The following is a 24,669-nucleotide window of genomic DNA, read 5'->3' as shown; positions in this document are numbered from 1 at the left end:
CAAGCCTTGCGGTGGGCGGGCGCGGGTGCTGGACTCGGCGGATGCCGCAAACACTGCTCGACGTCCAGGGGCTGTCCTGCCCGCTGCCGGTCCTCAAGGCCAACAAGGCGCTGCGCGGCCTGCCGCCCGGCGCGGAGCTGGTGGTGCTGGCGACCGACCCCGCCAGCGTGAAGGACTTCTCGGCGTATTGCGCCGAGACCGGCCACGCGCTGTTGTCCTCCGACGCCAGCGAAGGCGTGTTTCGCTTCGTCCTCCGCAAGCGGGACGAGCCGGGATGAGCGTGCTGCTGCTGACCCACCGCGCCTGCCTGCTGCACGACCCGGGCGACTATCACCCGGAATGCCCCGACCGCCTGCGCGCGGTGCTGAAGGCCCTGGACCAGGAGGAATTCGCCGGGCTGATCCGCGGCCAGACGCCCGAGGCGACGCTTGAGCAGCTCTGCCGGGTGCATCCGCGGCAGTATGTGGAGGCGATCCTCGGCATCCGCCCGGGGCCGGGCGAGAGCGTACCGTTGGATGGCGACACCATCATGAGCCACGACAGCGCCGAGGCCGCGCTGCGGGCCGCCGGCGCCGCGGTGGCGGCGGTGGATGCGGTGATGCGGGGCGAAGTGCGGCGCGCCTTCTGCGCCGTGCGCCCGCCCGGCCACCATGCCGAGCCGAGCCGGCCAATGGGCTTCTGCCTGTTCTCCAACGCCGTCGTCGCCGCCCGCCATGCCCAGGCGACGCATGGCGTGGCGCGGGTCGCGATCGTCGATTTCGATGTCCATCACGGCAATGGCAGCCAGGCCTGCGTCGAGGCGGATGCCAGCATCCTCTACGCCTCCTCCCACCAATGGCCGCTCTACCCCGGCACCGGCGATGCGCGGGAACGGGGGGCGGGCAATGTCTTCAACGCCCCGCTGCCGCCGGGTGCCGATGGCGAGGCCTTTCGCGCCGCCTGGACGTCCCGGCTGCTGCCGGCGGTGGACGCCTTCGCGCCGGAACTGCTGGTGATCTCCGCCGGCTTCGATGCCCATGCCCGCGACCCGCTGGCCCAGCTCAGGGTGCGGGAGCCGGATTTCGCCTGGCTGACGGCGGAGCTCTGCGCCATTGCCGAGCGGCATGGCCAGGGCCGCGTGGTCTCGTTGCTGGAGGGCGGCTACGATCTGGAGGCGCTGGCGACCAGCACCGCGGCGCATGTCAGGGCGTTGATGCGGGCCTGAGCCTCGGGGGCTGCTACTTCCGCGTTTGCACGTAATCCCAGAAATTGAAGGCGAAATCCTCCCGCGCGCGGGTCTGCAGGTGGCAGGTGAAGCAGGCCTCGACGCTGGCGGTGCTGCGCGTGCCGTCGCCGTTGAAGCGGGCGTATTCCCACTCGCCGTTGCGCTTCTCCGGCCCGTAGCCCACGCCCCAGCCGGCGCGCTTCTCCTGCACCCCCATGGCGATCCAGCCCGGCTCCGGGATGAAGCGGCCCTGCTGGTCGAGCAGCGGCGCGCCATCGGCGCCGAGCCGTGCGCGCGTATCCGCCATGATGATCAGCGTGCCATCCGGCAGCGGCTGGCCCGGCCGGGCCGCGGCGAAGGCCTCCGGATTGACGTAGATGTGCCGGATGATCTTGCGGCTGGCGTTGTCCACCGTGGCGTAGCGGATGAAGCGCTGCTGCCAGTCGGACGGCAGGGTGATGTTGTGCGGCCCCGGCGTGTAGCCGGTCTGGGCGATGGCCACGCCGGCCAGCGCCAGCACGACGGCGGCGGCAAGCACGCTGCGGATGGGCTGCATGCCCTGGTTCCTCCCAGTCTGACCGGAAGTGAACACCCGCGCCGCAACGCGGCGCAACGACATTGCTTGTTGCGCTGCGGTAGCCACTTGCGGCGCAGCGTGGCAGTCTCGGCGTTCTCTGGCAGGGAGCCTCCGCATGACCAAGCGCGTCGCCTTCATCGGCACCGGCGGGACCATCGCCTCCATCGGCAAGGGGCCGCTCGACACCGTCGATTACGGCGCGAACGGGATGCTGCTGCAGGCCGACGGCATCCTCGCGCGCTTCCCCGAGGTGCAGCAGGTCGCCGAGGTCTTCGCCGTCCCCTACCGCAACGTGCCCTCGCCGCAGATCGGCTGGGCGGAGTGGCGGCAGCTTGTACTGCTCTGCGATCAGGTGGCGGCGGAGAACCCCGGGCTTTCCGGCATCGTCATCGGCCATGGCACCGCCTCGCTGGAGGAGACGGCCTATTTCCTCTCGCTGACCCTGAAGGTGGCGGTGCCGGTCGTCGTGATGGGCGCGCAGCGCCCGGCCTCCGCGCTTTCGACCGATGCCGGGCTGAACCTGGTGAATGCAGTCCGCGTCGCCGCCAGCGAGGAGGCGCGCGGCCTTGGCGCGCTGGTGCTGCTGAATGACGAGATCCAGGCGGCGCGGGAGGTGACGAAGACCTCGACCGGCCGCATGCAGACCTTCCGCAGCGCCGATTTCGGCGCGCTTGGGCATGCGGATGGCGACCGGCTGGCATGGTACCGCCGGCCGCTGCGCCGGCTGGCGCCGGACACCGAATTCGACATCCGTGGGCTGGATGCGCTGCCGCGGGTCGATATCGCCTATGCCTACGCCGACGCCGATGGGACGGCGGTGCGCGCCTTCACCGCCGCCGGGGCGAAGGGCATCGTCGCCGCCGGCTTCGCCCCTGGCTTCGTCACCCCGGGCGATGCCGAGGCGCTGCGCGCGGCGCGGGCCGCCGGCGTGGTGGTGGTGCAATCCACCCGCGCCGGCAGCGGCCGGGTCTTCCCGACCACCAAGCTGCGCGAGGCCGGCTTCATCCCGGCCGACAATCTGACGCCGCAGAAGGCCCGCATCCTGCTGGCCCTGGCGCTGACCGTCACCAGCGACCCGGTGGAGATCGCCCGGATCTTCGCCACCTACTGATGCCGCGCTGAACCCTGCCCCCTTCGGACGCCGGGCGCGGCGCGCAGAAGCGCGTCCGGGCCAGGCATGGGCGGGTCCGCCGGGCAGGATGCCTTGCGCCGGCCGGGAGGTTGACGCCGCGCGCCTTCACCGCGAGTCTCCGCCCGGATAATGCGGGAGGCGGCGATGTATCGGCTGGATTCACTGGTGCAGGGGTATCCCGGCAAGTCGCTCTGCCACGGTGGGTTGGGCTGGAGCACCATCGCCCTGCTGCGCGGCCATGGCCGGACCATCCTGATCGATGTCGGCTCCTTCGCCATCCGCGGCGAATTCGCCCGCCAGCTTGCCGCCGTCGATTGCAAGCCGGAGAGCGTGACCGATGTGGTGCTGACGCACGCGCATTGGGACCACTCGGTGAATTATACCCTGTTCCCGAATGCCGAGATCTGGATCGGCCGCACCGAGATGGAATGGGCGACCAAGGTGCCCACCGGCTTCAACCCGCTGCCCGAGCTCTATGTGAAGGACCTCGCGCGGCATCCGAAGCTGCACCTCCTGGATGACAACCAGTCCTTCCTGCCCGGCTTCACCGCCCACCTCTGCCCCGGCCACACCCCGGGCTGCCTGGTCTACCGGATGACCGGCAATGACGTGCCCGTGGTGTTCAGTGGCGACGCGGCGAAGAACCGTGCCGAGCTGCTCTCGCTGGCCGTCGACATGACAATGGATGGCGCCGCCAGCCGCGCCAGCCTTGAGCGCATCTGGGGGCTGTGGCGGGAGACGCCGGGCACGGTGCTGATCCCCGGCCACGATCTGGCCATGCGCCTCGATGCCAATGGCAAGCCGGAGTACATGGGCCAGCGCCGTGCCGGCATCGCCTCCTGGTTCAGCGAGGATGTCGAGGTGATGCACGAGTTCGACATCTCCGCGCCGCGCTTCTGACCCATGGCGGCCCCGGCGCGCATCCCCGCTCGCGCCTGGGTCCGCCTGCCCTCCGGCCGCCGGCTTGACCTGCTGGCGCCAACGCCCTTCGACTGGACCGATGAGGATCTGGCGATCGGCCTGTCACGCACCTTCCGCTGGGGCGGGCATTCGATCTGGCCGGGCGCGCCGCTTTCGGTCGCGCAGCATTCGCTGGCGGTGCTGGCGCTGTGCCGGTCGCGCAGCCGGGCTGGGCTGACCCTGGCGGAGCAGCGGCGGGAGCTGCTGCATGATGCCGAGGAAGGGCTGCTCGGCTTCGATTGCATCTCTCCGCTGAAGCCCTTCCTCGGCGCGGGCTTCGCCGATCTGCAGGCGCGGCTGCAGGCGGCGGTGGCGCTACGCTACGCGCTGCCGCCATGGACCGCGGAGAGCAAGCGCGACCACAAGCTGTGCGACATCGCGCTGGCGGCGGCCGAGGCGGTGCATGTCGCCGGCTGGACCCGGGAAGAGGTGCGCAGCACGCTCGGCATTCGTGCCGCGGTGATGACGGCCGATCCACTCGCGGGGTTCGGCGAGGAGGCCTGGCGCCCCTGGCCGCCCGAGCTGGCCGCCGAGCGTTTCCTGGTGGCGCTGCGGGCGGCCACGGGGGAAGGCTGAGGCCCCGCGCAGGCCGCATCGCGGTGTTGCGGGAAGGCCTGATGCTCCCGCCTGATCGCCACTTCGTGCAAAATATGAATTTCCTTGCCGAAGATCCTGGCGTTGCTCCTGATTCTGGCGGATGAGGGAGATGGTGCCGGGCGGCGCCGATCCGCCATGGGGTAGGCTGTTCTCAGGCAATGCTGGCAGGCTCCCATATCGCCCTCGGGGCAGCCGCCTGGCTGATCGCGGCGCCGCAGTTCGACCAGCCGCCGCTGGACCCTGTCGGGCTGGCGCTGGCCGTCCTCGGCGGGCTGCTGCCGGACATCGACCATCCGAAATCCTGGGTGGGGCGCCGGCTCCGCCCGGTCTCCACCATCATCGCCGCGGTGTTCGGGCATCGCGGCGTGACCCATTCCCTGCTGGCGTTGGTCGGCTGCGGCATGCTGGTGCAGCACGCCGCCCTGCCGCAGCACCTCACCGCCCCGCTGATGGTCGGCTATCTGAGCCATCTGGCCGCGGATCTGCTGACGCCGGGCGGGCTGCGCCTGGCTTGGCCGCTGCGCGGCACCTGGGCCTTGCCGCTCTGCCGTACCGGCTCACCCTTCGAGCCGCTGGTGGTGGCGCTGGTGCTGCTGACCGCCTGGTCGCAGTTGCCGGCCCGTCCCGACCCACGGGAGGCGCTGCACCATCTCGGCCTCTGGGTGACCAACACGGCGCTGCCCTTGCCGCCGCCCCGGCCACCGCCACCGCGGCGGCTGGCGGCACGCTGAGGTCTTCAGGCGCAGGCCGCGCCGTGGCTTGCCGCAGGGGGCCTTTCCCGCTGCCCTCAGCCGCGCTTGGATGCGCTGAACAGGATTACCGGGAGTGAATCGCATGTCCGCCTCCGTCCCCATCGCCGGGAACCGCTTCGTCATCATCGGCGGCGCCAGCCTGGTCGGCTCGGCCACCGCCGGGGAGCTGCTGGACCATGGCGCCGCCGAGGTGGTGCTGTTCGATAATTTCGCCTTCGGCTCCAATGCCGCCATCGCCCATCTGCAGGACCACCCGCGGCTGAAGCTCGTGCGCGGCGACGTGATGCGCATCGCCGAGCTGCTGCGCGTGACGGAAGGTGCCGCCGGCGTGCTGCAGCTTGCCGCCTACATGACCCTCTCGATGGACCGCGACCCCTGGGGCGGGCTCGATGTGAACATCCGCGGCGTGCAGAACGTGCTGGAAGCCTGCCGCGTCAACAAGGTGCGGAAGGTCGTCTTCGCCTCCTCCAACGCCACCTATGGCTACGGCCCCGGCGTGGCCGGCGAGCTGGTCGAGAGCACCCCCTTCCACAGCATGGGCGCACCGCCGGCCGCCATCCTCTACGGCGCCAGCAAGATCATCGGCGAGCAGCTCTGCCGCGACGCCTTCCGCAAATGGGGCCAGGATTACGTCGTGCTGCGCTATTCCACGGTGTATGGCGAACGTCAGCACTACCGCGCCGCCAACGCCCTCTACATCATCGAGACGATGGACAAGGTCCGCCGTGGCGAGCCACCGCAGGTCTTCGGCGACGGCAGCGAGACCAAGCATTTCGTCTATGTCGGCGACCTGGCCCGGGCCAACCGCATGGCTTTTGAAAGTGCCGCGACGGATGTTGCGGTGAACACCTCCGGCCCCGAGCCGATCACCACGCTGGAACTGGTGAGGCTGGTGACGGAGCTGGCCGGCGGCGGGCCGGCGCCGGAGTTCGTCGGCAATGACGGCAAGGTCCGGCTGACCTCCGGCGGCGCCTTCCGCATCGCGCATGAGGAAGCGGCGCGCACCATCGGCTGGACGCCGGAGGTCACCATGCGCGAGGGGCTGCGCCGCCTGATCGCCTGGCGTGACGGCAACGAAGCCGCCGCCGGTTGACGCGGGGCCGGCGGGCGTTACCGTCTCCGCTTCAGGCGGAGGACAAGGCGATGGCGGAACCGATCCTGATCTGGGGTGCGGGCGCCATCGGCGGCACCGCCGGCGCCTTTCTGGTTCGCGCCGGGCATGCGGTGCATTTCGTCGACCTCGTGCCGGAGCATGTCGCGGCGATCCGCGACCCGGCGCGGGGCTTATCCATCGAAGGGCCGGTGGCGCGGTTCACCGTCACCGCGCCCGCCTTCACGCCGGATGCGCTGCAGGGCCGCTATTCCCACATCTTCCTGGCGGTGAAGGCGCAGCACACCGAGGCCGCCTGCCGCGCCCTGCTGCCGCACCTGGCCGAGGACGGCTACGTGCTGTCGCTGCAGAACGGCCTCTGCGAAACGCTGATCGCGCCGATCGTCGGCGCGCCGCGCACCATGGGCGCCTTCATCAACTACGGCGCCGACTGGCATGCACCCGGCCGCATCGTCTACGGCAACCGCGGCCCGGTGGTGGTCGGCGAGATCGACGGCGCCGAGACGCCGCGCCTTGCCGCCCTGCACGCGCTGCTGCGCGACTTCGAGCCGGATGCGGTGCTGACCCGGGAGATCTGGGGGTATCTCTGGGGCAAGCTCGGCTACCTCGCGCTACTCTTCTCCCAGGCGCTGGGCGAGAAGGGCATCGCCGATTGTCTCGACCGCGCTGAGCTGGTGCCGCTGTTCCGCGCCCTGGTTGGGGAGGTGATGCGCGTCGCGCTGGCGGAAGGCGTGCGGCCATTGGCCTTCGCCCCCTTCAACCCCGCCGGCTTCCTGCCGGGCGCCACCGAGGCGGAGGCCCGCGCCGCGCTGCGCGAGATGGTCGCCTTCAATCGGCCGAGCGCCAAGACCCATAGCGGCATCTGGCGCGACCTCTGGGTCCGGAAGCGGAGGACGGAGGCCGATGCGCAGATCGCGCCGATCTCCGCCATCGGCGCGAGGCACGGCATCGCCTGCCCGCTGGTCGATCGGCTGGTGGCGATGATCCATGAATGCGAGGCCGGCACCCGGCCGATGGATGATGCCAACCTGCCGGAGCTGGCGCGGGCCTGAACATCCGCTTCGGCGGGGTAACGGTCGCTGTCACCGGTGCCGACCATGGCTTCTGCCGCGCCATCGCACAGCGCTTCGCCGCCCTCGGCGAACGGGTCTTCGCCTGCGACCTCTCCGCCGCGGAGCTGGCCGAATCTGCGGCGTTCTGGCGCGCCATGCTGGCCCGGGGCGCGGAAGCGCGCTCGGACCGGTTGCTTCGGCCTTCCCCTACCGCTGCTCGGCCGGCAGCCACACCCGGAAGGTCGCCCCCTGGCCTTCCTCGCTGTCGATATGCAGCTGCCCGCGGTGACGGTTGACGATGTGCTTGACGATCGCCAGCCCCAGGCCGGTGCCCCCTGCCCTGCGCGACCGACCGGTGTCCACCCGGTAGAAGCGCTCGGTCAGCCGGGGGATGTGCTCGCGCGGGATGCCGGGGCCGTCGTCGCTCACCGCCAGCATCACGCCCTCCCGGCCGCCCTGACGCCCACCGGGGCCAGCCGAAAGCTGTACCTGGCCGCCCTCGCGGCCATGCCGCACCGCATTCTCCAGCAGGTTGCGCACCACCTGGGCGAGTTGTTCGGCATCCGCCGGTGCCGCCACCGCCGCATCGTCCAGCGCCTGGGTCAGGGTGATGCCGCGGCTGCGGAACAGCGGCTCCAGCGCCTCCGCCTCGGCCTGGGCGATCGCCGCCAGCACCGCGCGGCCGGTCGGCGGCTGGTGCTCGGTCAGCGCGATGCGCGACAGGCCGAGCAGGTCGTCGATCAGCCGCTGCATGCGTTCCGACTGCTCGGCCATGATGCCGAGGAAACGCTGCCGCGCCGCCGGGTCATCCTCTGCCGGGCCGCGCAGCGTCTCGATGAAGCCGATCAGGCTGGCCAGCGGGGTGCGTAGCTCATGGCTGGCATTGGCGACGAAATCCGCCCGCATCCGCTCCACCGCCCGCTCCCGCGACCGGTCGGACAGCAGGATGACGATGCGGCCGCCATCGGCCAGCGCCGGCTCCATTGGGATCACCTGGGCGGCAATCTCGCGCAGCACCGGCACCGGCAGCACCAGGTCGGCGGTCTGCGCCCGCTGCTCGGCCAGCGCCCGGTCCACCGCCGCTGCCAGCACCGGATGGCGCAGCAGCGCGGCGATGTCGCCCGCCCCGGCGACGCTCCCGCGCCCGGGCCCGACACCGAACAGCGCCCGCGCCGCGGCATTGGCACGCAGCGGCAGCCGCGCCGGGGAGAGCACCAGCAGCGGATCGGGCAAGGTCTCGACGATCGCCTCATCGGCGCGCCGCATTCGCCCGACCAGCTCGGCGCGTTCCGCCAGGGTGCGGGCAAGGCGGGCGACGCCGTCGCTGATCTCCGCCACCGCCGGCAATAGCGGGGTGGTGGAGGGCGGCACCAGCCTGCCATCCTCGGCAGCGGCACGGCGCAGCGAATCCGCCAACCCCGCCAGGTTGCCGATCCAGATCCGCGCCAACCCCAGCGCGCCGATGCTGCAGGCGAGGATCGCCAGCAGTCCGGCGCGCCACTCCAGCGCGCCCCCCAGCATCAGCGCCAGCAGCACCACCCACGGTACTCCGCCGATCAGCCCGGCGGCCCTCAGCACCCGAAAGATCTGCCCCCGCCGCATCAGCCGGCCGGAGCCACGGCTTCGGCTTCCCGGCCCTGGAGCGCGGCCAAGCTCACGCCAACGGACCGGCCGCCTGACAGGCCCGGGCGCGCTTCCGCGCGCCACGCCCGATGGCGCGAAGTCCAGCGAACCAAGCGCTTGCGCCCGGCGCCCGAGGGAGACCTGAGCCTGTTCGGGTTCAGGGCCATCCGAATCATGTTCCCGGCGCGCCGGGCACCGGCGCCGGCTGGATCAGCCGCGGCTCGCCGGAGGGATCGACCGCGAAGATCGCCAGCCCGCGCTGGGCTAGCCCATCGGGGGTCAGCCGGATCGGCCCGTCGGCACCGAGCAGCGCCTCCCCCACCGGCGGCGAGCCGATGCCGTCGCGCAGGCTGCGGCTGGCCAGCGCTGCGGCGTCATAGGCGATGCCCGCCAGCGGCGGCGGCCGCTCACCGAAAGCTGCCTGGTAGCGGGAGTCGAATTGCGCCCGGATCGCCGGGTCGGGGCCAGGGAACCAGGCATCGACCAGCGCCGGCTCCTGTGCCAGCCCCGGGTCGGTGCCCCAGGTTGCAATGCCGAGGAAGCGCGGCCGGGTCGGCAACGCCGCTGCCAGCGCCGCCGCCGCCGTGCGCGCCCGCTCCCCGCCGAGGCCGAGCAGTACCGCGTCCAGCCCCTCCGGCCCGGCCTGCTCGGCCAGCGTCCGCGCCGCCTGGGCGCTGTCGCCGAGCCGCGGATGCAGCTGGACGAAGGGCGGCGGCAGGCCGAGCGCCGGCAACCTGGTCCGCAGCGCCGCGGCCAGGCGGCGGCCGAACTCGTCGTCCGGCGCCAGCAAGCCGATTCGTCGCGCCCCGTCCATGGCGGCGGCGCCGGCCATCCGCTCCGCCTGCTCCGTCGGCGTCATGCCGAGCACCCAGACCCCGCCGCCGGCCTGCGCCGCATCGCTGGTGAAGGCGATCAGCGGCGCCCGGGCGGCGCGGGCCGGGCCCGCGGCGGCGGCGGTCTCGCCGAGGGTCAGCGGCCCGGCCAGGGCGCGGGCGCCCTCGGCGATGGCGCTGCGGGCCGCTTCCGCCGCGCCATTCGCGGTGCCGCTGGTGTCCTTGGGCAGGAATTCGATGCTGCGGTCGCCCTGGTCGAACAGCGCCAGCTGGCTGGCGTTCAGCATCGCCTGGCCGAGCTGCCGGTTGGCGCCGGACAGCGGCAGCAGCAGCCCGACCCGGCCGCGCGGCGCCTCCTGCATCGCTGCCGGGGCGACGAAGACCGGGGCGGCGTAGCGCGGGGCTTGCGGGGCGCAGGCAGCCAGCGGAGATAGCAGGAGCAGCAGCGCCGGCAGCCATCGCCGGGGGAAACCCGCCCGGGGTGCGGAACATGACTGAAGTGACACACGATCCTCCTGACCTTGAGCCGGTCGCGCACCCAGCCGGCCTGCTGCTGGTGGCGACGCCGATCGGCAACCTCGGCGATCTCTCGCCCCGCGCCCTGGCCGCGCTGCGCGACGCCACGGCGGTCCTTTGCGAGGATACCAGGGTAACCGGGGCGTTGCTGGCGCGGCATGGTGTTTCGGTGACCCTGATCCCTCTGCACGAGCACAATGAGGATGACCAGACCCCCCGGGTGCTCAACCGGCTGCGGGCGGGCGAACGGATCGTGCTGGTCTCGGACGCCGGCACACCCCTGGTCTCCGACCCCGGCTACCGGCTGGTGCGGGCGGCGATCGCCGCCGGGCTGCCGGTTTCGGCCATCCCCGGGCCGAATGCGGCGGTGATGGCGCTGACCCTTTCCGGCCTGCCGCCGCACCCCTTCCTGTTCCTCGGCTTCCTGCCCGGCAAGGCGGCGGCGCGGGCGGCGGAGGTCGCCCGGCTGCGGGCGGTGGAGCGCGCCGGGCTCTCCGCCAGCACCATCTTTTACGAGGCGCCGCACCGGCTGGCGGAGATGCTGGCGGCGCTGGCCGAGGGGCTCGGCCCCGACCGCCCGGCGGCGGTGGCGCGGGAGCTGACCAAGCGCTTCGAGGAGGTGCGCCGCGGCACCCTGGCCGAGTTGGCGGCACATTACGCCCGGGAGGCGGCGCGCGGCGAGGTCGCCGTGGTGGTCGGCCCGGCGCCGACGGAGACGGCGGGCGCGGCGGAGCTGGAGGACAGGCTGCGCGGCGCGCTGGCCGCCGGGATGAGCGTGCGCGACGCCGCGGCGATGGTGGCCGAGGCGACCGGGCTACCGCGCAAGCAGGTCTATGCCAGGGCGCTGGAGTTGGCGCGGGGGTAGAGCGGATTTCGGCCGGGCATGAACGCCCGGCCGCTTGAATCCATTCTGTAAGCAACAGGCTTCAGCGGCGCGGCGTTCGGACCTGACTGCAATCCACTGTAGCGGGTGGGGAGAAGACAAGGGGCGGTGAGGTCCGGCGCGCTACACCATCGGAGCCGGGCCGGCAGGAGTTGCCCCCACTCCGTCATACGCGGAGTTGATCCGCGCATTCGATTCCGTTGTAAGAACAGGGGCCGGGGTGGCTGGATCAAGTCCGGCCATGACGGGTTCAAGGGTTGGTAGCTCCACGGGTTCAGGCCCGCCCACGCCTGGGCTTTTCGGTAACCTGCCCGATCACCTTCAGCGCAGCAGCACCGGCAGCATGGCATCCAGCCGCATCCGCCCCTCGTCGGTCGCCCGCAGCCGGCCGGCCTCGGTCCATTCCAGGTAATTCTCGTCAAGGCAGGCGGCGAGCATCGCCGGGTCCACCGCCTCGGCCAGGGTCATCCCGCTGCGGGCGGCGAGGCGGGCGGGGTCGATGCCCTCGGCCAGGCGCAGCCCCATCAGCAGTGCCTCCCGCGCCCGGTCGCGCGGCGAAAGGGCCTCCTCCTCGGTCCGGGCGTGGCCATCCCGTTCCACCCGCGCCAGCCATTCCTCCGGCGCGCGGTGGCGGCGGGCGGCCAGCAGCCGGCCCTCCACCATCAGCCGCTGATGCGCCCCGGCGCCGATGCCGAGGTAGTCGCCATAGCGCCAGTAGACGAGGTTGTGCCGGCTCTCGGCGCCCGCCTTGGCGTAGTTCGAGACCTCATAGGGGGCGAGCCCGAAGCGCCCTGCCTCTTCCACCGTTGCCCAGTAGAGCCGCGCCGCCTCATCGGCATCCGGCAGGGTGAAGGCGCCGCGGGCGTATTCGGTGGCGAAGCGGGTGCCCGGCTCGATGGTCAGCTGGTAGAGCGAGAGGTGGTCGGCGGCGAGCGCCAGCGCCTGCCGCAGCTCGGCCCGCCAGGCCGCCTCGGGCTGGCCGGGGCGGGCATAGATCAGGTCGAAGGAGAGCCGCGGGAAGATCGCCCGCCCCGCCTCCAGCGCCGCCAGCGCCTGCGCCGCATCATGCTTCCGGCCGAGGAAGCGCAGCGCCGCCTCGTCCAGCGCCTGCACGCCAAGCGAGATGCGGTTGACCCCGGCGGCGCGGAAATCCCGCAGCTTCGCCGCCTCGACGCTGGTCGGGTTGGCTTCCAGCGTCACTTCCAGCGCGTCCGGTGCGTCGAACAGCGCCCTGGCGTCGGCGATGAGGGCGGCGGCGGTCTCCGGCTCCATCAGGCTCGGCGTGCCGCCGCCGAAGAAGATGCTGGCCAGCGGCCGTCGGCCAGCGGCATTGGCCCGCGCCGCCTCCCCGGCCAGCTCCTGCCGCAGGGCGGCACGGAAGCGCGGCTTGTCGATCCGCTCCCGCACATGGCTGTTGAAGTCGCAATAGGGGCATTTCGCAGCGCAGAAGGGCCAGTGCAGGTAGAGGGCGAGGGGTTCGGTCACCCACGGCATATGGCCCTGGTCGCGGGCGATGTCGAACCGCCGCGCCGCCCCGCCCGATCCATGGTTTCCACACGAGGCGATCGCGGGCTAGCCTCTGCCCCGCACACGCTCCGGGAGGAACCCAGCCATGCCGACCACCGTGAAGGACATGCTCGCCGCTGCCAATGCCGCGGTGCCGCGGATCTCCGCCACCGACGCGAAGGCCCTGCACGACGCCGGCAAGGCGGTCTTCATCGATCTGCGGGAGCCGCCGGAGGTGGCGGCCTCAGGCAAGGTGCCGGGCGCCCTGCCGATCCCGCGCGGGTTGCTGGAATTCCGCGCCGACCCGGAAAGCCCGCAACGCGACCCGGCCTTCCAGAAGCCGACCGTCATCACCTATTGCGCCTCCGGCGGCCGCGCCGCGCTGGCAGGCAAGCTGTTGCAGGACCTTGGCTATTCCGATGTCCGCAACCTGGGCGGCTTCAAGGATTGGACCGAGGCGGGCGGGCCGGTCGAGCCGGGCTGACCCGCCCGGCACACCGTTTCCGTACCGAACCGCCAGAGCCTTCGCGCCACGCCGGGAACCCGGCGCGGTGTTGGCCGTTGTTGGCAAGGTCGCTGCATTCCCCCCAGTGGCGACCCTGGCAGGCGGCGGTGCGGAGTCGGTCCCAACCGCATCGTCGCCCGCCCCCCCTTCCGCCTTTCCTCATGCAGGGAGAAAAGCATGGCCATCGGCGGAACCGCCGTGACGCCTGGCAGCGGCGCCGTGGCGATCGAGGAAACCGCGCAGCTCATCGCGGCCAGCAAGGTCGCCGGCACCCCGGTCTATAACCGTGAGGGCGAACACCTCGGCACCATCGAGGATGTCATGCTCGACAAGCGCTCGGGGCAGGTCGCCTATGCGATCCTTGCCTTCGGCGGCTTCCTTGGCATCGGCGAACGCTACCACCCGTTGCCCTGGTCGGTGCTGGAGTATGACCTGTCCCTCGGCGGCTACCGGGTGGACCTCGACCGCGACCGGCTGGAGGGCGCGCCCAGCTTCGCAGCGAGCGAGGCGCCAGACTGGACGGACCGTGCCTGGGGCCAGCGGGTCTATGATTATTACGGTGCACAGCCCTACTGGCTGCAGGTGCCATAGCAGGCTGCGGAAGATCGCAGGCGGGGTTCGGGAGCGTCGCCTCTCCGCCACGTTAGGGCGTGATCCACGGTTGTCCGGCAAGGCTTGTGCTGGCGGGGGCGGACGCCTCGATCCAGGGCTTCAGCAGCAGGCATCATTTGATTGCCGTGCTCTGACGTGCAGTTGGCCAAGGTGGCGGCGCTGCGTGAATAGGAAGTCAAGCTGACCAGCTGTGCGGCGAGCCTCTACCAGCTCGGTATGGACGGGAGGACCTGCTCAATCCTGGCGGATGCCCGCCGGGAGAAGACACCCAGTCTCGGAATGATGCCGATACGAGGCTTGCAGTGGCAGTGCCGCTAACCTATAGTCATCCAATCATCACCATCCGCGCTTTTACGGGGGGTGGCCTTAACGGGCCGCCTTTTTTGCTTTTGGAACCTGAACGTCCACATCACGAAGGCCTGGAAGCGCGCATCGCCGATGCGATCGCGCCGACCATCGAGCACATGGGCTATGAGTTGGTCCGCGTGCAGGTGAGCGGCAAGGAACGGCCGGTGGTGCAGATCATGGCCGACCGCGTGGATGAGGCGCCGTTCCGGGTCGAGGATTGCGAGGCGATCAGCCACGCCGTCGGCGCCGTGCTGGATGTCGAGGACCCGATCAAGGGCGAGTGGACCCTTGAGGTTTCCTCCGCCGGGATCGACCGGCCGCTGACCCGCACCAAGGACTGGAACCGCTTTGCCGGCCACCTGGCGAGCCTGGAGCTGGTGGTGCCGCAGGATGGTCGCAAGCGCTTCAGGGGCATCGCCCTCGGCGCCGATGCGGAAACCGTACGGCTGCGGCTGGAGGATGGCACCGACGCCAGCTTCCCGCGCGGCAATCTCCGCCGCGCCAAGCTGGTGCTGACCGACGCACTCATCGCCGCCACCGCGGCGGCGCCGCCACCCGGAGGGGCCGAGGACGCCGATGGCGCCGCGCCCGATGGGCAGCCCTACTCGCAGAGGAATTAGGTCCATGGCCATCGACATCGCCATCGCCCGACCGGAGCTGCTGCAGGTCGCCGATGCCGTCGCGCGCGAGAAGATGATCGAGCGGGACGAGGTGCTGGAGGCGATGGAGCAGGCCATCCAGAAGGCTGGCCGCGCCAAATATGGCCATGAGAAGGACATCCGCGCCGTCATCGACCGCAGGAGCGGCGAGGTCCGGCTCTCCCGCTGGACCGAGGTGGTGGACCAGGAGCCGGTGGAGAACGAGGCGACGCAGCTTCCGCTGCGCATCGCCCAGAAGTTCAAGCCCGGCATCCAGGCCGGCGAGTTCATCATCGACCCGCTGCCGCCGATCGACTTCGGCCGCATCGCCGCACAGACGGCGAAGCAGGTGATCGTCCAGCGGGTACGGGAAGTCGAGCGGGGCAAGCAGTACCAGGAATACAAGGACCGCGTCGGCGAGATCATCAACGGCGTCGTCAAGCGTACCGAATACGGCAACCTCATGGTCGACCTCGGCCGGGCCGAGGCGCTGCTGCGGCGCGACGAAACCATCCCGCGCGAGGCCTTCCGCAACGGCGACCGGGTCCGCGCCTACATCTACGACGTGCGGGAGGAACCGCGCGGGCCGCAGATATTCCTCAGCCGCACCCATCCCGGCTTTCTCGCCAAGCTCTTCGCCCAGGAAGTGCCGGAGATCTACGACGGCATCATCGAGATCAAGGCGGTCGCCCGCGACCCCGGCAGCCGCGCCAAGATGGCGGTGATCTCGCGCGACAGCAGCATCGACCCGGTCGGCGCCTGCGTCGGCATGCGCGGCAGCCGCGTCCAGGCGGTGGTTGCCGAGTTGCAGGGTGAGAAGATCGACATCATCCCCTGGTCGCCCGACAACGCCACCTTCGTGGTGAATGCGCTGGCCCCGGCCGAGGTGACGAAGGTCGTGCTGGACGATGAGGCGCGGCGGGTTGAAGTGGTGGTGCCGGACGACCAATTGTCGTTGGCGATTGGGCGCCGCGGCCAGAATGTCCGCCTCGCCTCCCAGCTCACCCGCTGGGACATCGACATCCTGACGGAAGCGGAAGAGAGCGAGCGCCGTCAGGAAGAATTCCGCAAGCGCAGCGGCCTGTTCGTCGAGGCGCTGGATGTCGACGACGTGATTGCCGGCCTGCTGGTGACCGAGGGCTTCACCTCGGTCGAGGACATCATCTCCGTCGAGGATGAGGAGCTGGCGGAGATCGAGGGCTTCGACGAGAACGTCGCGGCCGAGCTCAAGCGCCGTGCCGAGGGCTTCCTGGAACGGCGCGACGTGGAGCTGGACGAGAAGCGGCAGGCGCTCGGCGTGGATGATGCGGTGGCCGAGGCGGGCGGCTTCACCCCGGTGCAGCTGGTGGCGCTGGGCGAGAAGGGGGTGAAGACGCTGGATGACCTGGCGGACCTCGCCTCCGACGAGCTGATCGAGATCATCGGCGCCGACGGCATCGACGAGGAAACCGCCAACGCCATCATCATGGCGGCACGGCAGCATTGGTTCGAGGGCGGCGCGGCCCCCGAGGGAGATACACCGGCGGATGGCGACGGCAAGCCTGCCTGATCCTGCCCCGGAGGCAGAGGAAGACCTGCCGGAAACCGGCCCGCTTCGCCGCTGTGTGGTGACGCGGGAAAGCCGGCCGAAGGCGGAGATGCTGCGATTCGTGCTGGATCCGGAGCGCCGGCTGGTGCCGGACCTGCAAGGGAAACTACCGGGCCGGGGAATGTGGTTGTCGGCCAGGGCCGATGTGTTAGAACGCGCGGTGACGCGAGGCGCCTTTGCGAAGGCGGCCCGCGGACCAGTGCTTCCGCCCCCCGACCTTCGCGCGCGGATCGAGGATGGCCTGCGGCGCCGGGTACGGGATTTCGTCGGCTTTGCCCGGCGGAGCGGCCAGGCGGTGTGCGGGCGGGAGGCAGTGCGCGAATGGCTGCAGACCGGCAAGGCCGGCCTGCTGGTGGAGGCTTCGGACGGCAGCCCGGCGGAGCGGGCACGATTGATCGGCAGCCGCGGGATCCCCGTAGTGGCGCCGCTTCCGGCGGAAACGCTGGGCAGTGTGTTTGGCCGGGACCATGCGGTGCATGTGGCGATCGCCCCCGGACGGCTGGCGGACGCCATCGAGGCGGAAGCCGCGCGGCTTGCCGGCATCGCCAAGGCGACCCCCGAAGGGGCCGGTCGGCGCCGGGACAAGTCCGGCGCGACGAAAGGGAGTTGAGGCCGGGCGCGGCGTTTCGCGCCAGGAGAATTTGTGGGACCGGCCCGTGGCGCGACGCCTGCGGGAGCGTCCCTTGGCATGAGCGGCATGACGGCAGACGGATCGGGTTCGGACCAACGCATGAGTGACCAGAACGACCAGGACGCGGGTAAGAGCAGGCTGAGCCTTCGGCCGGCTGGCGGTCGCTTGGAGCTGGGCAAGACGGTGGACGCCGGCAGCGTCCGCCAGAGCTTCAGCCATGGCCGCAGCAAGACCGTGCAGGTCGAGGTGGTGAAGAAGCGCGTGGTGACGCCAGGCGCGCGCCCGGCCGGTTCGCCGGCCCAGGGCGGCGGCGCGGCGGGCGGCCAGCGCCAGGCCAGCGGGCCCGGCGGTGGCGCCGCGCGCTCCGGCGGCCAGGCCCGCGGCCCGGCGCCGGCGGCAGGTCGGCCTCTGACCCAGGCTGAGCTGGCCACTCGCCAGCGCGTGCTGGAGGAACAGCGCCGCCTGGAAGCCCAGCGCCAGCGCGAGGAGCGCGAGCGCCAGGCCCTCATGGTTCGCTCCGCCGCCGAGGAAGCCCGCCGGCGCGAGGAGGAAGAACGCCGCCGCGCCGAGGAGGAAGCCCAGCAGCGTGCCGAGGCCGAGGCCCGCGCCCGCGCCGAGGAAGCCGAGCGTGCGGCGGCTGCCGCCGCGGCACCGCCACCGGCCGAGTCCCCCGCCGCCCCGGTTGCGACGCCCACCCCAGCCCCTGCGGCTACTACCCCCCCGGCACCGAGCCCAGCCGTGGCCCGCCCGGCGACGCCGGCGGTGCCGCCGCGCCGCCCGCCCGGCGCCGCCCCGGCTGCCGCTCCTGGCAGCCCGGCCGCGAAGCTGACGCTCCGCGCCCGCACCGCCGAGGAGGAGGATGAGGCCCGCCGCGGCGCCATGCGGCGTGCGGCCGGCAGCGCCCTGCCGGCGAAGAAGCCGGTGCTGACGACGGTCAAGAAGAGCACCCCGGGCGCCGGTGGCCGGCGTGACGGCCGCATCGACGTGCAGGCGGCGATCGAAGGTGAGGACGAGCGCAGCCGCTCCATCGCCTCGCTGCGCCGGGCCCGCGAACGCGAGCGCCGGCAGCAGGAACTCGCCCGCCTCCGCTCGGGGACCGAGCGGGTGGTGCGCGACGTCATCCTGCCGGAGACCATCACCGTGCAGGAACTCGCCAACCGCATGGCCGCGCGTGGCGGCGAGGTGGTGAAGGCGCTGTTCCGCATGGGCGTCATGGCGACGCTGACCCAGAGCATCGACGCCGACACCGCCGAGTTGGTGGTGCAGGAGTTCGGCCACCGGGTGAAGCGCGTTGCCGAGAGCGACGTGGAGATCGGCCTTGAGGGCGCGACGGACGAGGATACCGACCTCGAATCGCGGCCGCCGGTCGTCACCATCATGGGCCATGTCGACCACGGCAAGACCAGCCTGCTGGACGCGCTGCGCAAGGCCGATGTGGCGGCGCACGAGGCCGGCGGCATCACCCAGCACATCGGCGCCTATCAGGTGACGGTGCCGGACGGCAGCCGTGTCACCTTCATCGACACTCCGGGCCACGCCGCCTTCACCGCCATGCGCGCCCGTGGCGCGTCCGTGACGGATATGGTGGTGCTGGTGGTCGCGGCGGATGACGGCGTGATGCCGCAGACCATCGAGGCCATCAACCACGCCAAGGCAGCGAATGTCCCGCTGATCGTCGCGGTTAACAAGATCGACAAGCCGGGCGTCAACCCCGACCGGGTGCGGCAGGAACTGCTGCAGCACGAGATCGTGGTCGAGAGCCTGGGTGGCGAGACCCAGGAGGTGGAGGTCTCGGCGACGCAGAAGATCAACCTCGACAAGCTGCTTGAGGCGATCACCCTGCAGGCCGAGCTGCTCGACCTTCGCGCCAACCCGGACCGCGCCGCCGAAGGCACCGTCATCGAGAGCAAGCTCGACCGTGGCCGTGGCCCGGTGGCGACGGTGCTGGTGCAGAAGGGCACGCTGAAGCAGGGCGAGATCGTGGTGGCCGGCGCCGAATGGGGCCGGGTGCGGGCGATGCTTGATGACAAGGGCCGTCAGCTGAAGTCCGCCGGTCCCAGCCTGCCGGTCGAGATCCTCGGCCTGTCCGGCGTGCCGACCGCGGGCGAGAACTTCGTCGCGGTGGAGGACGAGGGCCGGGCGCGCGAGATCTCCGACTTCCGCCAGCGCAAGCTGCGGGAGAAGGTGAGCGCGGCTCATACCGCCGGTCGCGGCACGCTGGCCGAGATGCTGGCCCGCGTCCAGCTCGGCGAGCAGAAGGAAGTGGCCGTCGTCGTCAAGGCCGACGTCCAGGGCAGCGCCGAGGCGATCGGCGTCACCCTCGGCAAGCTCGGCAACGAGGAGGTGCGGGTCCGCGTGCTGCACAGCGCGGTGGGCCAGATCACCGAAAGCGACATCCAACTCGCCAAGGCCTCTGGCGCCGTGGTCGTCGCCTTCAACGTCCGCGCCACCACCCAGGCGCGGGAGATGGCGCAGCGCGATGGCGTCGACATCCGCTACTACTCGATCATCTACGAGGTCTCGGACGACATCGAGAAGCTGTACAAGGGCAAGCTTGCCCCGGTGCAGCGGGAGAAGTTCCTGGGCTACGCCCAGATCCTGCAGGTGTTCGAGGTCAAGCGCGTCGGCAATGTGGCCGGCTGCCGCGTGACCGAAGGCGTGGTGAAGCGTGGTTGCGGCGTCCGCCTGCTGCGCGACGGCGTGGTCATCCACCAGGGCGAGCTTTCCACCCTGCGGCGCTTCAAGGACGATGTCCGCGAGGTGGGCAATGGCCTGGAGTGCGGCATGAGCTTCGCCAACTACAACGACATCCGGGTCGACGACCAGATCGAGTGCTACGAAGTGGAGACGGTGGCGGCCGCCTGACCGGCGCCCCTCTCCGGGTTCTTCCGGGGCGCGGCGCCGCAGGGTGCCGCGCCCTTTGCTTTCTGAAGGGTCCCACACCCATGCCCAAGCGTTCCGCCGGCTCCGCCGGCCCATCCCAGCGCATGCTGCGCGTGGCGGAGGAGGTGCGGCATGCGCTCTCCGCCGTCCTCGCCCGCGCCGATTTCCGCGACCCCGATCTGGCCGGCGCGCATGTCACCGTCACCGAGGTGCGGGCCTCGCCCGATCTGAAGCACATGACCGCCTTCGTCAGCGGGTTGGGCAAGGACCTGCCGGACGCGCAACTTGCCGCGCTGAAGCGGGCCGCGCCCTATCTGCGAACGCAGGTGGCGAAGGCGGTGCGGCTGAGATACGCCCCCGGCCTGCATTTCCAGCCCGATACCGCGCTCGACTACGCCATGCAGATCGACCGCGTCCTGAAGCAGCCCGAGGTCGCCCGCGACCTCGGGCCGCGCTCGGAGGAGGACCAGTGAGCCAAGCCGGCCGCCCGCAGCATCGCCGCCACCACCACAGGAAGCCGAAGGGCCGCCCGATCGACGGCTGGCTGATCGTCGACAAACCCTCCGGCATCGGCTCCACCGATGTGGTGAACATCGTCAAGCGGCTGTTCCAGGCGCAGAAATGCGGCCATGGCGGCACCCTGGACCCGCTGGCCACCGGGCTGCTGCCGATCGCCTTCGGCGCCGCCACCAAGACCGTTCCCTATGTGATGGACGGCACCAAATCCTACCGTTTCACCCTCCGCTTCGGCGATCTGCGCGACACCGACGACGCCGATGGCCAGACCATCGCCACCTCCGACCATCGGCCGACCGATGCTGAGATCGCGGCGGCGCTGCCGGCGTTCCGCGGCGACATCATGCAGGTGCCGCCGATCTATTCCGCCATCAAGGTGGCCGGCGAGCGGGCCTATGATTTGGCGCGCGAGGGCCAGGCGGTGGAACTCGCCCCCCGCCCTGCCCGGGTCGACAGGTTCGAGCTGATCGAGCGGCCGGATGCCGACACCGCGGTCTTCCTGGTTGAAAGCGGCAAGGGCGTCTACATGCGCTCCCTGGCGCGGGACCTGGCGAAGGCTTGCGGCACGGTCGGGCACATTGCCGTGCTGCGGCGCATGCGGGTGGGGCCGTTCCATGAGCCGCATGCGATTCCACTGGACAAGCTGCGCGGCGCGGGCGATACCCCGCCCCCTTCCCCGGACCTCCTGCTTCCCGTGGCGACCGCGCTGGCCGACATCCCGGCGCTGGCCCTCACTGAAGCGGAGGCCGCACGGCTCGGGTTCGGCCAGGTGATCAGCCTGGTCGAGCTCATGGGCCGTATTCCGGACGCCGCCAACCCCGATGGGGGCTTGGTGCGTGCGATGGCGGGGGAGCGGTTCATCGGGCTTTGCCGCCTGGAGTCCGGCCAGATGGTGCCGGAACGCCTGGTGGCGCAGGAAGCCCCGCTGGCCGTCGGTTGAACTGCCGAAGCGTGGCCCGAGCCACCCGGCCAACAGGAGAAAAACCCGATGTCGGCTGTGTCCGCGGAGCGCCGCCTGGCGCTGATCACGCAATACGCCACCAAGCCCGGTGACACCGGCAGCCCCGAAGTGCAGGTCGCCCTGCTGTCGGAGCGCATTTCCGGCCTGACCGAGCACCTCAAGACCCATGCCAAGGACTTCCACAGCCGGCGCGGCCTGCTGGTGCTGGTCGGCCAGCGGCGTGGCCTGCTGGACTACCTGAAGAAGAAGGACCAGGGTCGCTACGAGCGGCTCATCGGCAGCCTCGGCCTGCGCCGCTAGGCACAGCCGGCCGGCCGCCTGCGCGGTCGCCTCACTGGGCAGGCCAGGCCGCATCGCCCCGAAGCCCGGGGCGATGCCGCATTCCAGCCGCTCTGCGGCCACGCATGCCTTTCGGCAAGATTCCCATGGCAATCCCGCCCGGGATTGGCCATATGACCGCCTGACCGGGTGGGCACGGCCGAGAGGCCGCTGCCCTTCCCAGGTTTCCGCCGCGCACGCGGCGGGCTGACAGGACAGAGCCGCGCTCCCTTCCGGGATGGCGTTGGCGTTTCCGGCCACATGGATCCCCGGCAACGGGGGCGGTCTCCCCTCCAGCCTGGCGGGTCGGCTCGCACTCCATGCAGCCCGAAGCGCCGAGCCTCGACCCAGTTAGGGTCTTTCGCAGGCCGAGACTGCCAACCCACCGCGTCGCAACCGGACCGCCCCGCCACCGCGGGACCGTCCGGCCCTCCGCAATCCGGGCGCCCTGCGGCGCCCGGTCCGGACCGCGCCATACCGCCCGTGAACCCGGGCGGCGCGGTCCCGGCAAAGGAACGACGCATGTTCGAGAATTACTATCGCAAGGACATCTCCTGGGGCGGCCAGCTCCTTACGCTGGAGACGGGCAAGATCGCCCGCCAGGCCGATGGCGCTGTCGTGGCCCGGCTCGGCGACACCATCGTGCTCTGCACCGTGGTCGGTAGCCGCAGCGTGAAGCCGGGGCAGGATTTCTTCCCGCTGACGGTGAACTACCAGGAGAAGGCCTTCGCCGCCGGCAAGATCCCGGGCGGCTTCTTCAAGCGCGAAGGCCGCCCGTCTGAGGCCGAGACGCTGGTCTCCCGCCTGATCGACCGGCCGATCCGCCCGCTCTTCCCCGAAGGCTTCCGCAACGAGGTCCAGGTCATCGCCACCGTGCTGTCGCACGACATGGAGAATGACCCGGACATGGTGGCGATGGTCGGTTGCTCCGCCGCCCTCACCCTCTCGGGCATCCCCTTCTTCGGCCCGATCGGCGGCGCCCGCGTCGGCTACATCGATGGCCAGTACGTGCTGAACCCGACCATGGCGCAGCGCCAGCAGAGCCAGCTGGAGCTGGTGGTCGCCGGCACCGCCGAGGGCGTGCTGATGGTCGAGTCCGAGGCGCAGGAGCTCTCGGAAGAGATCATGCTCGGCGCCGTGGAGTTCGGCCACAAGGGCTTCCAGCCGGTCATCCAGGGCATCATCGAGCTGGCCGAGCGCGCCGCGAAGGAGCCCTGGCCGCTGCCCGAGCCCTCCGCCGCCGAGGCCGCGCTGAAGGCCCGCATCGCCGAGCTGGGCACCGCGACGATCGCCGAAGCCTACAAGGAGACCCAGAAGCTGGTCCGGCAGGAGAAGGTCGGCGCCGCCAAGAAGGCGGTGGTCGATCAGCTCACCGCCGAGGGCGCCGACACCGCCGCCGCCAAGGCCCTGCTGAAGGAGCTTGAGGCCGACGTCGTCCGCAACGCCATCCTCGACACCGGCCTCCGTATCGACGGCCGCGACACGAAGACGGTGCGGCCGATTGTCGCCGAGGTGGGCGTGCTGCCCCGGGCGCATGGCTCGGCGCTGTTCACCCGTGGCGAGACCCAGGCGCTGTGCGTGGCGACCCTCGGCACCGGCCAGGATGAGCAGATCATCGACGCGCTGGCGGGCGAGTACCGCGAGCACTTCATGCTGCACTACAACTTCCCGCCCTACAGCGTGAACGAGACCGGCCGCATGGGTAGCCCGGGCCGCCGCGAGATCGGCCATGGCAAACTCGCCTGGCGTGCCATCCGGCCGCTGCTGCCGGAGAAGGAGAAGTTCCCCTACACGCTGCGCGTGGTCTCCGAGATCACCGAGAGCAACGGCTCCTCCTCCATGGCCACCGTCTGCGGCACCTCGCTGTCGCTGATGGACGCCGGCGCGCCGCTGAAGCGCCCCTGCGCCGGCATCGCCATGGGCCTGATCAAGGAAGACCGCGGCTTCGCCGTGCTGTCCGACATCCTCGGCGACGAGGACCATCTGGGCGACATGGACTTCAAGGTGGCCGGCTCCGAGCAGGGCATTACCGCCCTGCAGATGGACATCAAGATCACCTCGATCACCTTCGACATCATGCGCCAGGCCCTGGCGCAGGCGAAGGATGGCCGCATCCACATCCTCGGCGAGATGGCCAAGGGGCTGACCGGCGCCCGCGGCGACGTGGCGCAGAACGCGCCGCGCATCACCGTCATCAGCGTGCCGAAGGAGAAGATCCGCGACGTCATCGGCAGCGGCGGCAAGGTGATCCGCGAGATCACCGAGAGCACCGGCACCAAGGTGGACATCGAGGACGACGGCACCATCAAGGTGGCGGCCACCAGCACCGAGGCGGCGCAGAAGGCGATCGACTGGATCCGCGGCATCGTGGCGGAGCCGGAGGTCGGCGTGATCTACAACGGCAAAGTGGTGAAGACCGCCGAATTCGGCGCCTTCGTGAACTTCCTCGGCGCCCGCGACGGCCTTGTCCACATCAGCGAACTGTCGAACGACCGGGTGAACCGCACCACCGACATCGTCAATGTCGGCGACGCCGTAAAGGTGAAGGTGCTGGGCTTCGACGACCGCGGCAAGGTGAAGCTCTCCATGCGGGTGGTCGATCAGGCGACCGGCGCCGACATCACCGAGCAGGTCGGCGCCCGCCGGCCGCGCGAGGACCGGCCCGAGGGTGGCGAGGACCGTCCGCGGCGCGACCGCGGCCCGCGGCGCGACCGGAACGAGGCGGCGGAGTAACCTCAGCCGCAAGGCGCATCAAGGCGGATCGCAGTTCAGTTGGAACTGCGGTCCGCTTTAGCTTGTTGCTTCCGGAGCAGATTTGGGCCTCTAGGCTTCCAGCCTCCCGGCGATCTGCTCTAGCGTTGGTCAGCCCCTTCGAAAGGGCGCTGGCCGCGCTATATGCATTGGCCGACTGAAGACTGAGGGC

At 71.0% G+C, this 24,669-nt stretch carries 23 protein-coding genes; 19 read left to right on the top strand and 4 right to left on the bottom strand.

The window, feature by feature from the left end; all coding sequences use genetic code 11:
- Nucleotides 1–41: 41 nt before the first annotated feature.
- Both H7965_RS07030 and H7965_RS07025 read left to right on the top strand, forming a co-directional pair.
- The gene (locus H7965_RS07030; RefSeq protein ID WP_186769838.1) at nucleotides 42–278 is read left to right on the top strand and encodes a sulfurtransferase TusA family protein; all 237 of its coding nucleotides are present in this window, start codon (nucleotides 42–44) and stop codon (nucleotides 276–278) included.
- Nucleotides 275–1,204, top strand: a complete 930-nt coding sequence (locus tag H7965_RS07025; RefSeq protein WP_186769837.1) for a histone deacetylase family protein — start codon at nucleotides 275–277, stop codon at nucleotides 1,202–1,204. The genes H7965_RS07030 and H7965_RS07025 overlap by 4 nt, the downstream gene beginning before the upstream one ends.
- Nucleotides 1,205–1,217: 13 nt before the next feature.
- On the opposite strand, the gene H7965_RS07020 is transcribed toward H7965_RS07025, so the two are convergent.
- Nucleotides 1,218–1,760 (bottom strand): cytochrome P460 family protein, encoded by a 543-nt coding sequence (locus H7965_RS07020; RefSeq protein WP_186769836.1) that lies wholly within the window; start codon nucleotides 1,758–1,760, stop codon nucleotides 1,218–1,220.
- Nucleotides 1,761–1,896: 136 nt separating this feature from the next.
- Between H7965_RS07020 and H7965_RS07015 the strand changes: the two genes are divergently transcribed.
- The 6 genes from H7965_RS07015 (at nucleotide 1,897) to H7965_RS06990 (ending at nucleotide 7,385) form a co-directional block, all read left to right on the top strand.
- On the top strand, nucleotides 1,897–2,892 hold the full coding sequence (locus tag H7965_RS07015) for an asparaginase (protein ID WP_186769835.1): 996 nt from the start codon (nucleotides 1,897–1,899) through the stop codon (nucleotides 2,890–2,892).
- 165 nt (nucleotides 2,893–3,057) lie between these two features.
- Nucleotides 3,058–3,813: an MBL fold metallo-hydrolase gene (locus H7965_RS07010; protein ID WP_186769834.1), complete on the top strand. Its 756-nt coding sequence runs from the start codon at nucleotides 3,058–3,060 to the stop codon at nucleotides 3,811–3,813.
- 3 nt (nucleotides 3,814–3,816) lie between these two features.
- Complete coding sequence (locus tag H7965_RS07005) at nucleotides 3,817–4,449, top strand: phosphohydrolase (protein WP_186769833.1); 633 nt, start codon at nucleotides 3,817–3,819, stop codon at nucleotides 4,447–4,449.
- A gap of 179 nt (nucleotides 4,450–4,628) precedes the next feature.
- Entirely contained in the window at nucleotides 4,629–5,201 is a 573-nt protein-coding gene (locus H7965_RS07000; protein WP_186769832.1) for a metal-dependent hydrolase, read from the top strand.
- Nucleotides 5,202–5,304: 103 nt separating this feature from the next.
- Nucleotides 5,305–6,315, top strand: a complete 1,011-nt coding sequence (locus H7965_RS06995; RefSeq protein ID WP_186769831.1) for an NAD-dependent epimerase/dehydratase family protein — start codon at nucleotides 5,305–5,307, stop codon at nucleotides 6,313–6,315.
- A gap of 50 nt (nucleotides 6,316–6,365) precedes the next feature.
- Nucleotides 6,366–7,385 carry a ketopantoate reductase family protein gene (locus H7965_RS06990; protein ID WP_186769830.1) on the top strand — a complete coding sequence of 340 codons (1,020 nt, stop codon included), beginning with the start codon at nucleotides 6,366–6,368 and terminating at the stop codon, nucleotides 7,383–7,385.
- A gap of 207 nt (nucleotides 7,386–7,592) precedes the next feature.
- Here the strand turns inward: H7965_RS06990 and H7965_RS06985 are convergent, their stop codons facing one another.
- Together H7965_RS06985 and H7965_RS06980 are read right to left on the bottom strand one after the other, a co-directional pair.
- A complete protein-coding gene (locus H7965_RS06985) occupies nucleotides 7,593–8,963 on the bottom strand; it encodes an ATP-binding protein (RefSeq protein ID WP_229682482.1) in 1,371 nt (456 codons plus the stop codon).
- 217 nt (nucleotides 8,964–9,180) lie between these two features.
- Nucleotides 9,181–10,347: a penicillin-binding protein activator gene (locus H7965_RS06980; RefSeq protein ID WP_186769828.1), complete on the bottom strand. Its 1,167-nt coding sequence runs from the start codon at nucleotides 10,345–10,347 to the stop codon at nucleotides 9,181–9,183.
- Between H7965_RS06980 and rsmI the strand changes: the two genes are divergently transcribed.
- Nucleotides 10,332–11,222, top strand: a complete 891-nt coding sequence (gene rsmI, locus H7965_RS06975) for a 16S rRNA (cytidine(1402)-2'-O)-methyltransferase (RefSeq protein WP_186769827.1) — start codon at nucleotides 10,332–10,334, stop codon at nucleotides 11,220–11,222. The genes H7965_RS06980 and rsmI overlap by 16 nt on opposite strands.
- A 339-nt stretch (nucleotides 11,223–11,561) precedes the next feature.
- On the opposite strand, the gene hemW is transcribed toward rsmI, so the two are convergent.
- Nucleotides 11,562–12,734: a radical SAM family heme chaperone HemW gene (gene hemW / locus H7965_RS06970; RefSeq protein ID WP_186769826.1), complete on the bottom strand. Its 1,173-nt coding sequence runs from the start codon at nucleotides 12,732–12,734 to the stop codon at nucleotides 11,562–11,564.
- Nucleotides 12,735–12,852: 118 nt separating this feature from the next.
- Here hemW and H7965_RS06965 point away from each other — a divergent pair, with 118 nt between their 5' ends.
- The 10 genes from H7965_RS06965 to pnp all read left to right on the top strand — a co-directional run bounded on the left by H7965_RS06965 (nucleotide 12,853) and on the right by pnp (nucleotide 24,479).
- The gene (locus H7965_RS06965; protein ID WP_186769825.1) at nucleotides 12,853–13,230 is read left to right on the top strand and encodes a rhodanese-like domain-containing protein; all 378 of its coding nucleotides are present in this window, start codon (nucleotides 12,853–12,855) and stop codon (nucleotides 13,228–13,230) included.
- Between the two features lie 198 nt (nucleotides 13,231–13,428).
- Nucleotides 13,429–13,842, top strand: a complete 414-nt coding sequence (locus H7965_RS06960; protein WP_186769824.1) for a PRC-barrel domain-containing protein — start codon at nucleotides 13,429–13,431, stop codon at nucleotides 13,840–13,842.
- 410 nt (nucleotides 13,843–14,252) lie between these two features.
- Nucleotides 14,253–14,831 carry a ribosome maturation factor RimP gene (gene rimP, locus H7965_RS06955; protein ID WP_186769823.1) on the top strand — a complete coding sequence of 193 codons (579 nt, stop codon included), beginning with the start codon at nucleotides 14,253–14,255 and terminating at the stop codon, nucleotides 14,829–14,831.
- A 4-nt stretch (nucleotides 14,832–14,835) separates the two neighbouring features.
- Complete coding sequence (gene nusA / locus H7965_RS06950) at nucleotides 14,836–16,398, top strand: transcription termination factor NusA (RefSeq protein WP_186769822.1); 1,563 nt, start codon at nucleotides 14,836–14,838, stop codon at nucleotides 16,396–16,398.
- On the top strand, nucleotides 16,376–17,047 hold the full coding sequence (locus H7965_RS06945; protein WP_186769821.1) for an RNA-binding protein: 672 nt from the start codon (nucleotides 16,376–16,378) through the stop codon (nucleotides 17,045–17,047). The genes nusA and H7965_RS06945 overlap by 23 nt, the downstream gene beginning before the upstream one ends.
- A gap of 120 nt (nucleotides 17,048–17,167) precedes the next feature.
- On the top strand, nucleotides 17,168–19,933 hold the full coding sequence (gene infB / locus H7965_RS06940; RefSeq protein ID WP_186769820.1) for a translation initiation factor IF-2: 2,766 nt from the start codon (nucleotides 17,168–17,170) through the stop codon (nucleotides 19,931–19,933).
- Between the two features lie 80 nt (nucleotides 19,934–20,013).
- The gene (gene rbfA, locus H7965_RS06935) at nucleotides 20,014–20,424 is read left to right on the top strand and encodes a 30S ribosome-binding factor RbfA (protein WP_186769819.1); all 411 of its coding nucleotides are present in this window, start codon (nucleotides 20,014–20,016) and stop codon (nucleotides 20,422–20,424) included.
- Complete coding sequence (gene truB, locus H7965_RS06930; RefSeq protein ID WP_186769818.1) at nucleotides 20,421–21,407, top strand: tRNA pseudouridine(55) synthase TruB; 987 nt, start codon at nucleotides 20,421–20,423, stop codon at nucleotides 21,405–21,407. Before rbfA ends, truB begins: the two co-directional genes overlap by 4 nt.
- Nucleotides 21,408–21,455: 48 nt before the next feature.
- Complete coding sequence (rpsO, locus tag H7965_RS06925; RefSeq protein WP_186769817.1) at nucleotides 21,456–21,728, top strand: 30S ribosomal protein S15; 273 nt, start codon at nucleotides 21,456–21,458, stop codon at nucleotides 21,726–21,728.
- A 540-nt stretch (nucleotides 21,729–22,268) separates the two neighbouring features.
- Nucleotides 22,269–24,479 carry a polyribonucleotide nucleotidyltransferase gene (gene pnp / locus H7965_RS06920; protein WP_186769816.1) on the top strand — a complete coding sequence of 737 codons (2,211 nt, stop codon included), beginning with the start codon at nucleotides 22,269–22,271 and terminating at the stop codon, nucleotides 24,477–24,479.
- Nucleotides 24,480–24,669 lie beyond the last annotated feature (190 nt).

This window comes from Siccirubricoccus deserti (assembly GCF_014283215.1).
Classification (GTDB): Bacteria; Pseudomonadota; Alphaproteobacteria; order Acetobacterales; family Acetobacteraceae; genus Siccirubricoccus; species Siccirubricoccus deserti.
Note: the sequence above shows the minus strand (reverse complement) of the source record. Positions and strands in the feature narration are given on the sequence as shown.